Origin of the sequence: Janthinobacterium sp. PSRC1-1 (assembly GCF_049897525.1) — a bacterium.
Taxonomy (GTDB): domain Bacteria; phylum Pseudomonadota; class Gammaproteobacteria; order Burkholderiales; family Burkholderiaceae_D; genus Janthinobacterium; species Janthinobacterium tructae.
This window is the reverse complement of the sequence record NZ_JAFCWK010000007.1, coordinates 356,249-368,698: the sequence shown is the minus strand read 5'-3', so window position 1 is coordinate 368,698 and position 12,450 is coordinate 356,249. Positions and strand designations below refer to the sequence as shown.

The 12,450-nt window shown below is 65.6% G+C and carries 11 protein-coding genes; 7 read left to right on the top strand and 4 right to left on the bottom strand.

The window, feature by feature from the left end; translation table 11 throughout:
* Positions 1-30: 30 nt before the first annotated feature.
* Positions 31-948, bottom strand: coding sequence for a LysR family transcriptional regulator (locus tag ACP7DW_RS18025; protein WP_426056030.1), 918 nt, complete (start codon positions 946-948; stop codon positions 31-33).
* Positions 949-1,069: 121 nt separating this feature from the next.
* On the opposite strand from ACP7DW_RS18025, the gene ACP7DW_RS18020 reads away from it, so the two are divergent.
* The 3 genes from ACP7DW_RS18020 to mmsB all read left to right on the top strand — a co-directional run bounded on the left by ACP7DW_RS18020 (position 1,070) and on the right by mmsB (position 4,850).
* Entirely contained in the window at positions 1,070-2,287 is a 1,218-nt protein-coding gene (locus tag ACP7DW_RS18020; RefSeq protein ID WP_426056029.1) for an ABC transporter substrate-binding protein, read from the top strand.
* Between the two features lie 144 nt (positions 2,288-2,431).
* Positions 2,432-3,946 carry a CoA-acylating methylmalonate-semialdehyde dehydrogenase gene (locus ACP7DW_RS18015; protein WP_426056028.1) on the top strand — a complete coding sequence of 505 codons (1,515 nt, stop codon included), beginning with the start codon at positions 2,432-2,434 and terminating at the stop codon, positions 3,944-3,946.
* A 10-nt stretch (positions 3,947-3,956) separates the two neighbouring features.
* Positions 3,957-4,850: a 3-hydroxyisobutyrate dehydrogenase gene (gene mmsB, locus ACP7DW_RS18010; protein WP_426056027.1), complete on the top strand. Its 894-nt coding sequence runs from the start codon at positions 3,957-3,959 to the stop codon at positions 4,848-4,850.
* Here mmsB and ACP7DW_RS18005 read toward each other — a convergent pair.
* A complete protein-coding gene (locus tag ACP7DW_RS18005; RefSeq protein ID WP_426056026.1) occupies positions 4,847-5,245 on the bottom strand; it encodes a DUF1090 family protein in 399 nt (132 codons plus the stop codon). The two genes, mmsB and ACP7DW_RS18005, sit on opposite strands and share 4 nt — an antisense overlap.
* A gap of 152 nt (positions 5,246-5,397) precedes the next feature.
* Here ACP7DW_RS18005 and ACP7DW_RS18000 point away from each other — a divergent pair, with 152 nt between their 5' ends.
* The 4 genes from ACP7DW_RS18000 (at position 5,398) to ACP7DW_RS17985 (ending at position 9,414) form a co-directional block, all read left to right on the top strand.
* The gene (locus ACP7DW_RS18000) at positions 5,398-6,222 is read left to right on the top strand and encodes a tetratricopeptide repeat protein (protein WP_426056025.1); all 825 of its coding nucleotides are present in this window, start codon (positions 5,398-5,400) and stop codon (positions 6,220-6,222) included.
* The gene (locus ACP7DW_RS17995; protein WP_426056024.1) at positions 6,219-7,214 is read left to right on the top strand and encodes a tetratricopeptide repeat protein; all 996 of its coding nucleotides are present in this window, start codon (positions 6,219-6,221) and stop codon (positions 7,212-7,214) included. The genes ACP7DW_RS18000 and ACP7DW_RS17995 overlap by 4 nt, the downstream gene beginning before the upstream one ends.
* Positions 7,215-7,279: 65 nt before the next feature.
* Entirely contained in the window at positions 7,280-8,494 is a 1,215-nt protein-coding gene (locus ACP7DW_RS17990; RefSeq protein ID WP_426056023.1) for an AGE family epimerase/isomerase, read from the top strand.
* The gene (locus ACP7DW_RS17985) at positions 8,491-9,414 is read left to right on the top strand and encodes a carbohydrate kinase family protein (RefSeq protein WP_426056022.1); all 924 of its coding nucleotides are present in this window, start codon (positions 8,491-8,493) and stop codon (positions 9,412-9,414) included. Before ACP7DW_RS17990 ends, ACP7DW_RS17985 begins: the two co-directional genes overlap by 4 nt.
* A 5-nt stretch (positions 9,415-9,419) precedes the next feature.
* Here ACP7DW_RS17985 and ACP7DW_RS17980 read toward each other — a convergent pair whose 3' ends face one another.
* Together ACP7DW_RS17980 and ACP7DW_RS17975 are read right to left on the bottom strand one after the other, a co-directional pair.
* On the bottom strand, positions 9,420-10,493 hold the full coding sequence (locus tag ACP7DW_RS17980) for a LacI family DNA-binding transcriptional regulator (protein ID WP_426056021.1): 1,074 nt from the start codon (positions 10,491-10,493) through the stop codon (positions 9,420-9,422).
* Positions 10,477-12,390, bottom strand: a complete 1,914-nt coding sequence (locus ACP7DW_RS17975; protein ID WP_426056020.1) for a glucokinase — start codon at positions 12,388-12,390, stop codon at positions 10,477-10,479. The genes ACP7DW_RS17980 and ACP7DW_RS17975 overlap by 17 nt, the downstream gene beginning before the upstream one ends.
* Positions 12,391-12,450: the final 60 nt, after the last annotated feature.

Here is a 12,450-nt window from a genome sequence, read left to right as displayed (position 1 = left end):
GTGACGACAGTGTAGCGCGCTGCGGCTTGCTCAGGCTGGCCAGCTGGGCGTGGCCGTCTCGCCCATCAGATAGGCGTGATTGACGTCGATGGCGGCGCGCAGGTAATTCCACAGGGCGCTGACCCTGGCGATGTTGCGCCGCTCGCTCGGCGAGATCATCCAGAAGGCGCGCAGCAGGTCGATCTCGCCGTCGAGCACGGGCACCAGTTCGTTCGATTGCTGCGCCACGAAGCAGGGCAAAATCGCCAGCGCCTGGCCCGCGCGCGCCGCGTGGTATTGGGCGATCACGCTGGTGCTGCGAAACGCGCGCAGGGAATCGGGCGCCACGTTGTCCATGTAGCGCAGCTCCGAACTGAAGACCAGGTCGTCCACGTAGCCGATGATCGGGTGCTGCGCCAGCTGCGCCACGCTGGTGATCGGCGCGTGGCGCGCCAAGTAGCCTGGCGTGGCGTACAGTTTCAAGCGGTAGTCGGACAACTTCGTCACCACGTACGGGCCGGATAGGGGGCGCTCGATGGAAATGGCCACGTCCGCCTCGCGCTTGGACAGGCTGACGAAACGCGGCACGGCGATCAGGTCCACGCTGATGTGCGGATAGCGGCCGCAAAACTGCGCCAGGTGCGGCGCCAGCACGATGGCGCCGAAGCCTTCGGTGGCGCCCAGGCGCACCTGGCCCGACAGCAGGCGGTTATGTTCGCCCAGCTCCTCGGTGGCGGCAAATACCGTGCTTTCCATCGTTTCCGCGTATTCCATCAGGCGGTGGCCCTCGGGCGTCAGCTGGTAGCCCACGTAATTGCGGTCGAACAGCTGCGTGCCCACCTGCTCTTCGAACTTGCGCATGCGCCGCGACACGGTGGAATGGTCGATGCCCAGCTTTTTCGCCGCATCGACGAGTCCCGCGCTGCGCGTCAGTTCCAGGAAGACCCGTACATTGTCCCAATCGAGCATGGCAATCCCTCTCTGTGCATTTTTGCAAAGGAATTATGCATTAATTTCACTTGAGTGCATATTTTTACACATGCAGAATGCATCTACACCTATAAGAAAACCCATCCACCTGGAGACACGCATGAAAAAAACCGTTCTGGCCATGGGCGCGCTGGCGCTCACCCTTTCCTTTGGCGGCGCGCAGGCGCAGATTTCCGATGGCGTCGTCAAGGTCGGCATCCTGACCGACATGTCCGGCCCGTATTCGGCCATGGGCGGGCGCGGCTCCGTCGTCGCCAGCCAGATGGCCGTCGAGGATTGTCTGAAAGCCGAATGCAAGGGCATGAAGATCGAAATCGTCTCGGCCGACCACTTGAACAAGGCCGACATCGCCGCCTCCAAGGCGCGTGAATGGATAGACCGCGACAAGGTCGACGCCATCGCCGACCTGACCAATTCCTCGGTGGCCCTGTCCGTGCAAAAGCTGATGAAAGAGAAGGGCGGCATCGCCATGTTCAGCGGCCCGGCCACCACGCGCCTGACCAATGAAGACTGCTCGCCGAACGGCTTCCACTGGATGTTCGACACCTATTCGCAGGCGGCCGGCACGGCGGCGGCGCTGACCAAGCTGGGACAGAAATCGTGGTACTTCGTCACCGTCGATTACGCGTTTGGCCATTCGCTGGAAAAAGACGCCAGCGAAGTCGTCAAGCACAATGGCGGTACGGTGCTGGGCGCCGTGCGCCATCCGCTGAACGCCTCCGATTTTTCATCGTTCCTGGTGCAGGCGCAGGGTTCCAAGGCGCAGGTGATCGGCCTGGCCAACGGCGGCGCCGACACGGTCTCCGCCATCAAGCAGGCGCGCGAGTTCCGCATCGGCAGCGGCAAGGACCAGCGCCTGGCCGCCTTGCTGGTGTTCCTCTCCGACGTGCATGCGCTGGGGCTGGAAACGGCCCAGGGCCTCGTCTACGCGGACGGTTTTTACTGGGATGTCGATGACCGCAGCCGCGCGTTTGCGAAACGCTTTGAAGCGCTCAACAAGGGCGCCAAGCCGACCATGGTGCAGGCGGGCGTGTATTCCAGCGTCTACCACTACCTGAAATCGGTGGCGGCGGCGAAAAGCGACGACTCGAAGATCGTCGCCCAGAAAATGCGCGAGCTGCCCATCAAGGACTTTGTGATGAACAATGCCTCGATCCGCCCCGACGGCCGCGTGATCCACGACATGTACCTGGTGCAGGTGAAGACCCCGGCCGAATCGAAAGGCGCGTGGGACTACCTGAAAGTGCTGTCCACCATCCCCGCCGACCAGGCCTTCAAGCCGATGGACGCGGCGGCGTGCAATCTCGTTAAAAAATAATTGTGGCTGAGCAGCAGAGAGCCGGGGTCAGACCCGCCGGGGGGATTTTCCCTAGTGGGGAAAATCCCGATTCCGAAGGAACTGACCCCAGATTTCCGCTGCTCCGTCGAGTCCTATGAACATCGCACACCCGGAGTCTCAACCATGAACCAAGCCCTCACCTCAATCCCCTCCATCCCCCTGCACATAGCCGGCAAGCACCACGCCTCAACCAGCACCGAGTGGCGCGACGTCGTCAACCCGGCCACGCAGGAAATCGTCGCCAGGGTGCCGTTTGCCACGCCCGATGAAGTCAACCTGGCCGTCGCCACGGCAAAGGAAGCGTTCAAGACGTGGCGCAATACCCCGCTGGCGGCGCGCATGCGCATCATGCTCAAGTACCAGCAGCTGATCCGCGACAACATCGGCGCCCTGGCCGCGCTGATCACGCGCGAGCACGGCAAGACGCTGCCCGACGCGGAAGGGGAAGTCATGCGCGGCCTGGAAGTAGTGGAGCACGCGTGCTCGATCGCCACCCTGCAACTGGGCGAGATCGCGGAAAACGCGGCCACCGGCGTCGATGTCTACAATATCTACCAGCCGCTGGGCGTGGGCGCCGGCATCACGGCCTTCAATTTTCCCGTCATGCTGCCATGCTTCATGTTCCCGATCGCCATCGCCTGCGGCAATACCTTTGTGCTGAAACCGTCGGAGCAGGACCCGTCATCGACCATGTACCTGGTCGAACTGATGTACCAGGCGGGCTTGCCGGCCGGTGTGCTGAACGTCGTGCACGGCGGCGCCGATGTCGTCAACATGCTGTGCGACCATGCCGACATCAAGGCCGTGTCCTTCATCGGCTCGACCCACGTGGGCACGCATGTGTACCGCCGCGCCAGCGAATCGGGCAAGCGCGCGCAATCGATGATGGGCGCGAAAAACCATTGCGTGGTGCTGGCCGACGCCAACAAGGAGCAGGCGATCAATAACCTGATCGGCGCCGCCTTCGGCGCGGCCGGCCAGCGCTGCATGGCCAATTCCGTCGTCGTGCTGGTGGGCGAGGCGCGTTCCTGGCTGCCGGAAATCGTCACCCGCTCGCAAGCGCTGAAAGTGGGGCCGGGCAGCGACCGCACGGCCGACCTGGGTCCGATGGTCTCGAAAGCGGCCATGCAGCGCGCGGAAAAGCTGATCCAGGCGGGCGTGGACGAGGGCGCGCAGCTGCTGCTCGACGGCCGCGGCCTCAAGGTGGCCGGCTACGAGGGCGGCAATTTCATGGGGCCGACGATTTTCTCGAAGGTTGAAGCGTCGAACTCCGTCTACACGCAGGAAATCTTCGGCCCCGCCATGTGCGTGGTCGAGACCGATACGCTGGACCAGGCCATCGCTTTTATTAACGCCAACCCGAACGGCAACGGCACCTCGATCTTCACCTCGTCCGGCTGGGCGGGGCGCAAGTTCCAGCACGAGATCGACGTGGGGCAGGTGGGCATCAACGTGGCCATTCCCGTGCCCGTCGCCTATTTCAGTTTCACGGGCTCGCGCGCCTCGAAACTGGGCGACCTGGGCCCGAACGGCAAGCAGGCCCTGTACTTCTGGACGCAGACCAAGACCGTCACGGCGCGCTGGTTTGCCCCGGACGACGGCGGCAGCGGCGTCAATACCACCATCTCGATGAAATAAGGAGGCGGCGATGAGCACCAATATCGTTTTCATCGGCCTCGGCAACATGGGCTTGCCCATGGCGCAAAACCTCGTGCGCGCCGGCCATGCCGTCACGGGTTTTGATTTGCTGCCGGCCAGCGTGCAGCAGTTTGCCGATGGCGGCGGCCTGGTCTCCGACGACCAGGCGGCGGCGATAGGCGCGGCCGACATCGTCATCACCATGCTGCCGGCCAGCCGCCACGTGCTGGGCGCGTATTTGGGGGATGCCGGCATCCTGGCACAAGCGCGGCGCGGCACCCTGCTGATCGACTGTTCGACGATTTCCACCGAGGTGGCGCGCCAGGTGGGCCGCGCGGCCGAGGAAAAGGGCATGCCCATGCTGGACGCGCCCGTCTCCGGCGGAACGGCGGGCGCCACCAACGGTACCCTGACCTTCATGGTGGGCGGCGAAGCATCCGCGCTGGCGGCGGCGCGGCCTTGCCTGGACGTCATGGGCAAGGCGATCTTCCACGCGGGCGGCTCCGGTTGCGGGCAGACGGTCAAGATCTGCAACAACATGCTGTTGGGGATTTTGATGATCGGCACCAGCGAAGCGATACGCCTGGGCGTGGCCAATGGCCTGGACGCTAAGGTGGTGTCGGACGTGATGGCGAAGAGCTCGGGCCGCAACTGGACCCTGGAGGTGTACAACCCGTGTCCCGGCGTGGCCGAGAACGTGCCCGCGTCGCGCGGCTACACGGGCGGCTTTGGCGTCGACCTGATGCTCAAAGACCTGGGACTGGCCGTGGAAAGCGCGCTGGCCAGCGGCGCTGCCGTGCCGCTGGGCGCCCTGTCGCGCAATTTATATAGTTTGCACAGCAAGGCGGGGGCCGGCGCGCTGGACTTTTCCAGCATCTATCAGATGCTGGGCGAGAAAGCTTAGGGCTGCTGCGCCTGCAGGGCGGCCAGTTCCGCCCTGGCTTTTTCCAGCTTGCCTTCCAGCTTGGCGATCTTTTTCGGCTCTTTATTCGCTTCCTGGGCCAGGCGCAGCGAACGCTCCGTCTGGTTTACTTTTGCCTGCGCCTTCAGCACCTTCTTGTTGTGGCGTTCGACCAGGGTGCTATCGCGGCAGTGGGCGTTGACTTCGTCGAGCGCGCGCGTCAGGCCCGCGACCTTGTCGGACAGGCCCTGCTCCTGCGCTTGGCGTAATTCGCTGCGGATGCTTTCGCGCTTGGCGGCGCAGCCCGTCAGCTGGGAATTGGCGACGCTTGCGGCGCTGGCGCCCACGGAGGCTGCGGCGAGCAGCAGGGTCAAGGCGGTGGTGGCGAGGCGGTTCATGGTGTTCCTGTCTAAGTGGTGAGCCCGTGCAATGTAAGCCTGCCGGCGTACCCTGTCAAACTTCGCGTACCGTGCGCGCCGTTCTGGCGCGCCATCGGCTACCATGCCTGTTTTCTTCTTCCCGACTCCGCCGCATGCCCAGGAAATTACTGTTGCTGATCCCTTTACTATTGCCGCTGCCTGTTCTGGCGCAAACCTCGCCCACCTTGCTCGATCTGCAGCTGATCGCCATCAAGGCAAGGGCCGATGTGACGACCCATAGCCCGGAAAGCATCGCCGAGTTTGCCGAGACCCGGCGTGCGGCCGAAGCGGGCGATGTCGAAGCGCAGCTGGACCTGGCGCGCATGCTGCAGCTGGGTGTCGGCGCGCCGCAAAGCACGGCGCACTCGATGGCCTGGCTGCGCAAGTCGGCCGAAGGCGGCTATGCGCCGGCGCAAGCGGCTTTGGGGCTGGCCTGTACCGTAGGCGGCAAGGTGCCCATCGACCGCGTGCAGGGAGAATACTGGTTGCGCCAGGGCGTGGCGCAGGGTGATGCGCTGGCGCAGACCATCCTGGCGCTGGAATTCATCGATGGCGACAGCAGTGCCGAAGAGCAGGCGCTGGCCATCATCTGGCTGAAGAAAGCCGCGCTCGAAGAGCACTTTGTGCCCGCGTATAACGCGCTGGGCGAGCACCTGATGCGCGCAGCCACCGATGAGCAGGAGCGCGGCGAGGCCTACCACTGGTATGACAGATCGGCGCGCGAAAAGCAGCCGGCCGGCATGCGCAACCTGGCCCGCGCGCACGAGCTGGGCCTGGGCGTGGCACAGTCGGACAAGCTGGCCCTGGTCTGGTACGAGCGGGCCGGATGGCGCGGCGACCTGCCCGCCATGCGGCGCATGCTTGACGTGTATGCCAAGGGCGAACTGGGACAGCAGGCGAATGCCGAAGACGCCGCCGAATGGCGCGCCAAGCTGGCGGAAAGCGAAAAGAAATGAGAACCATCCTGTGTATATTCACCCTGGCGCTGGCGCAGAGTGTGCTGGCGCAGCCAGTGTCCCTGACAGCGCCGCACCAGCATCCGGCGCTGGCCGAATTCGACATGTCCGGCCTCGACGCCATGCGCGCGCGCGTGCAGGCCGTGATCAACCGCCCGGCCGACCTGTCGCCGGACAAGGTCGCCGCCTTCGACAAGACACGCCGCGCGGCGCAAGCGGGCGACACGGTCGCCCAGCTGGACCTGGCGCAGATGCTGCACGGCGGCGAGGGCACGCCGCGCGATGTCGACGCCGGCCTGGCGTGGATGCGCAAATCGGCCGAAGGCGGTTATGGCCCGGCGCAGGCATTCCTCGGCGTGGCTTATACGCTGGGGCAGGGCATGGCCATCGACCGAAAATCAGGCGAATACTGGTCGCGCAAGGGCGCCGCGCAAGGCGTGGAGCTGGCCAATTTCACCGTGGCCATGCACTTTGAAAATATCCACAGCAGTCCGGAAGAACAGGCGCATGCGCTGCACTGGCTCAAATACTATGCCGAAAACGGCTTTATTTACGCCTGCAATGAGATTGGCTACCGCCTGATGATGACGGCCAAGGACGAGGCGCAGCGCAAGGAAGCGTTTGGCTGGTACATGCGCGCGGCCAAGGCGCTCGACCCGCCCGGCTTGAACAACGTCGCCTACTCGTACGAAGTGGGGCAGGGCGTGCCGCAGAGCGACGAGGCGGCTTTGGGCTGGTACGAAATGGCGGCCATCGCCAAGAGTCCACCGGGCCAGACGGGTTTCGCGCGCCTGCTGGAGCAGGGGCGTGGCGGCCCCACCCGGCAAGGGCCGGCGCCCCAGCCCTTCGCGCTGTACCTGCTGGCGGCCAGGCAGGGCGATGTGGAAGCGATGGAACGGCTGATCAAGGTGTACGATAAGGGCGAGCTGGAACAGGCAGCCGACCCCGCGCAAGCGGCACTGTGGCGCGAAAAGCGCAGACTGGCCAGGTAGACCGAGACGGCGTGAAAACGGCATGCTATCATCATTGTTATCGATAACAATATCATGAGAGACCCATGAATCCCGACTTCCGCTCCAGGCAGATGCTTGAAGATCATATCCTGCACACGATGCACTTTTACCACCCGCGCGCTGTTGATCCGAGCGGCGGCTTTTACCACTTCTTCCTCGACGACGGCACGGTGTACGACGCGGCCACGCGGCATCTGGTCAGCAGCACGCGCTTCATCTTCAATTACGCCATGGCTTACCGCCGGTTCGGCGACGACGATTACCAGGCGGCCCTGCGCCACGGCGTGGCCTTCCTGCGCGACGTGCACCGCGACCCTGCCACGGGCGGCTACGCCTGGCAACTGACATGGCAAGACGGCGTCAAGACGGTGGAAGACGGCGCCAACCACTGTTACGGCCTGGCCTTCGTGCTGCTCGCGTATGCGCACGCTTTGCAGGCGGGGATGTCGGAAGCGCGCGCGTATCTGGACGAAACGTTTGAACTGATGGAACAGCGCTTCTGGCTGCCCGAACACGGCCTGTACGCGGACGTGGCCAGTGCCGACTGGGCGACGCTGGACGGCTACCGGGGCCAGAACGCCAACATGCACGCCTGTGAAGCCATGCTGGCCGCGTTCGAGGCGACGGGCGAAGCGCGCTATCTGCACCGCGCCGAGACGCTGGCGCACAACATCACGGTGCGCCAGGCGGGTCTGGCGAACGGCATGATCTGGGAACACTACACGCCCGACTGGGCTATCGACTGGGATTACAACCTGCACGACAAGAGCAATATCTTCCGTCCCTGGGGCTACCAGCCCGGCCACTTCACGGAATGGGCCAAGCTGCTGCTGATCATGGAGCGCCATTCAAAATTCATGGCCGGCCCGTCCGACTGGCTGCTGCCGCGCGCGCGCGCCCTGTACGATACGGCGCTGGCCAAGGCGTGGGATGGCGCGCATGGCGGCATCCATTACGGTTTCGGCCCGCAGGACGAGATCTGCGATGGCGACAAATACTTCTGGGTGCAGGCGGAAAGCTTCGCCGCCGCTGCCGTGCTGGCCGCGCGCACGGGCGACGACGCCTACTGGCAAAGCTACGACAAGATCTGGGATTACAGCTGGACGCATTTCGTCGACCATGAACACGGCGCCTGGTACCGCATTTTGACGCCCGAGAATCAAAAAATCAGCAACGAGAAAAGCCCGGCCGGCAAGGTCGATTACCACACCATGGGCGCCTGTTATGAAGTGCTGAACGTGCTCAAAGGTGCCGCATGAACGCCGCCAATTTCCCACGCTTTGTGTCGGCCGGAGAAGCGCTGACGGACATGCTGCGCACGGGGCCGGATTCCTGGAGCAGCCAGGTGGGCGGCTCGACCTGGAACGTGGCGCGCGTGATGGCGCGCCTGGGCGTGCCCAGCGCCTTTGCCGGCGCCGTCAGCCGCGACGTCTTCGGCGACGCGCTGGCCGATGCCACCGAGGCGGCGGGCCTGGACATGCGCTTCCTGCAGCGCCATGCGAAGTCGCCGCTGCTGGCCATCGTGCATGAACTGCATCCACCCACCTATTACTTCATCGGCGACGACAGCGCCGACCTGCATTTCGACGCGGCGCAGCTGCCTGCCGGCTGGATGCCGGGCGCGCAATGGGTGCATTTCGGCGGCATCAGCCTGGCGCGCGAACCGCTGGCCGGCAAGCTGGTGGCGCTGGCGCAGGAACTCAAGGCCGCTGGCGTGAAGATCAGCTACGACCCGAATTTCCGCATCATGATGGATGAGCGCTACGACGCCACCCTGCGCCGCATGGTGGAACTGGCCGACGTGGTCAAGGTGTCGGACGAAGACCTGGCGGGCCTGTTCCGCCACGATGACATCGATGGCGCGTTCGCCGTGCTGCGTAGCTGGAATCGGCACGCCACGTATTTGTATACGCGTGGCGCGCAGGGCGCGGCCCTGTACCGGGGCGAGCAGACATGGCAGGCGGCGCCGCCCGTCATCGAGGTGGTCGACTCGGTGGGGGCGGGCGACGCCAGCATCGGCGGCTTGCTGTACAGCCTGATGTACCGGCCAGAGGCCGACGGCGGGGAACACTTGCGCTTTGCCGTGGCGGCCGGCGCGGGCGCCTGCCTGGCGGCCGGCGGTTCGCCGCCCTCGGTGGAACTGGTCGAGTCGCTGGCGCAGCGCACGGTGGTGCGGTAGCCGTATCACCCCCGCGTCACGGGTCCCGACGACGCCCGCGCCATCAAGGTAAATTCCATCAGGCGATGCGTGGCGGGCGCCGGTTCTCCCGCGCGGCGCTGGCGTATCTCGTCGATGACGAGACTGACGGCGGCGCGCGCCATGTCGGCGATGGGCTGGTGGATGGTGGTCAGCTCGGGCCAGACGGTGGTGGCGACGGGCGTGTCGTCGAAGCCGCACACGCTCAATTGCGCCGGCACCTGCAAGCCCATGCCGTGCGCCACGGCCAGGGTGGCTGCGGCCATGTCGTCGTTGCTGGCGAAGATGGCGCTGGGGCGCGGTGTTTGCGCCAGCAGCAGGCGCGCCGCGTCCAGTCCCGAGCGATACGTGAAGTAGCCTTGCGCCACCCTGTGCGGCGGCACCTGCAAGCCCGCTTCGCGCATGGCGTCCTCGAAAGCCTGGCGCCGCAGCAGGGCGGGCGTGTGCGCCGGATCGCCTTCGATGAAGCCGATGTCGCGGTGGCCCAGCGCGAGCAGGTGGCGCGTCATGGCCAGCGCGCCTTGGTAGTCGTCGATGCGCACGGCCGACACATCGGGCGAGGGGCGCGCCGTGGCCACGGCGATGGCGGGAATGCCCATCTGATTCAGCTGAGCCAGCACTGCGGGCGAATCACACAGCGGTGGCGGCACCAGGATGCCGTCCACGCCAGCCGCCACCAGGCAATCGATGCCGGCGCGCTGGCTGTCGATGTCTTCGCAGCGTTCGAGCAGCAACTGGCCGCCGCCCTGGCGGCATTGATCCATGGCGCCAACTAAAAATTCGCTGAGGAAGGCGGCGCTGGGGTTGCTGTACAGCAGGCCGATGCGCAGGGTGCCCGTGCGCGCGGCCCTGGCCGCCAGGTTGGGCTGGTAGTGCAGGCTGGCGATCGCCGCCTCGACCTTGTCGCGCGTGGCCGCGCTGACGCTGGCGCGTCCGTTGATGACGCGCGACACCGTCATGGCCGACACGCCGGCCACGCGCGCCACGTCGTGCACGGTGGCGCCGCTGGCGGCGTCGGAGGGGGCGTGGGCGGCGGGCGCCGCCTTATTCGAGGTGGCCACCGAATTTCAGCTTGCCGCTGATGCGCATGCCGTGCAATTGACCTTCTTCCAGTTCGGCGGCGCTGGTGCGCTGCGCCGTGTCGCGCCGTGCCAGGCCCACCGACAGGATATCGAGCATCATCAGCTGCAGCAGGCGCACGATCATGGGCACGAAATTGAGGTTGCCTTCCGGGTGGTTCAGGGTCAGCAGCACGTCGGCCAGCTTGGCCAGCGGCGAACCGCTGGCGGTAATGGCCAGCACGCGCGCGCCGCAGCCCTGCGCTACCTTGACGGTGCGCAGCAGCTCGGGCAGGGCGCCCGAGCGGGAAATGACCAGCGCCACGTCGCCCGGCTTCAGCATGGCGGCGCTCATTTCCTGCGCCTGCGGATCGGCAAAGAAGCTGCTGACGATGCCCAGGTTGAGCAATTTATGCTGCATGTCGTCGGCCACCACGCGGGCGCTGCCCACGGCCAGCAATTCCACGCGCTGCGCGCCGCGCAGCAGTTCGATGGCGGCCGTCAGCGCCTTCACGTCGAGCATGTCGCGCAGGGCCAGCGCGGCCGAGGCGTTATTGCCCAGCACCTTGCGCGCCAGTTCCGCGTCGGAATCCGAGATCTCCACGTGGCAGTGGGCCACCGTGATGGCGCCGCCCGTCAGGCCCGACGCCAGCTTCAATTTGAAGTCGGCCAGGCCCTGCACGCCGATCGAGCGGCAAAAGCGCATCACGGTCGGCTGGCTCACGCCGACCCGCTGGGCGATTTCGGCGATCGGCAACGTGAGCATGGCGTTCGGCTCCTTCAAGACCCAGTCCGCCACCTTGCATTCCGAGGGACTCATCCTGCCGCGCGCCTGGCGCACCGATTCGAGCACGGGCGCGCCGGAATGGGCGCGCTTGAGCTTTTGCGCCAGGATGGCGGCGATGCCCAGAAAAGTAGGCAGTTCGGCCGTGATCAGGAAAGTGGGGATCTGCGCCAGGTATTCGTTCAGGCGGCCCTTCTGTTCGAAGCGGGCGCGGAACTGCGACTGTTCGAACAGGGGGCCCAGGCGCGGCACGATGCCTCCGCCTATATAGATGCCGCCCAGCGCACCGAGCGTCATGGCCACGTTGCCGGCGATGGAGCCGAGGATGGCGCAAAAGCAGTCCACCGCTTCGATGCACACGTCGCATTCATTGTTCAGGGCGCGGCTGGTGATGTCGGCCGCCAGCAGCGGTGGCGCATCGGGCTTGCCTGCGCGCTCGGACAGGGCGCGGTAGATCAGTTCCAGTCCGCGCCCGGAGGCGAGGCGCTCGGCCGAGACGTGCGACAGTTCGCGCCAGGCGAAGGACAGCACGTCCATCTCGCGCTGGTCGCAGGGCGCGAAGCTGACGTGGCCCCCTTCGCTGCCCAGCGCGATCCAGCGGTCTTCGGCGGGTATCATGCCCGACACGCCCAGGCCCGTACCCGAACCGAGCAGGCCGATGACGCTGTCGGCGCGCGCCATGCCGCCGCCGATCTGCTGGCGCTGGTCGGGCCGCAGATAGGGCAGGGCCATGGCCAGCGCCGTGAAGTCGTTTACCACCAGCAGTGTGTCGAGGCCCAGCGTGGCGCGCATCGCCTCGATCGAGAAGAACCAGTGATGGTTCATCATGCGGATATTGTCGTCGTCGATGGGATTGGCGATGGCGATGGCCGCATGGCGCACGCGCGCCGAACCGGCGGCACGCGCCTCGCTGCTATCCATATACGCGGTGATGGCGTCGAGCAGCGAAGCGTAGTCGTCGCAGGGCAGCACGGCCACCGCTTCCAGGTGGCCCTGGCGCGTTTCGAGCACGAAGCGGGCATTGGTGCCGCCGATGTCGGCCAGCAAACGCGGCCCTTCACTGAAACGCTCCGCCGGATCGCTGCCTGCTACTTCCATTTTTTCATCAATTTTCATGGCGGTGCTTAGTCTCGTCTGCGTGCGCGGTCGTGGCGGCGCACTGTCGTTATGGGCAAA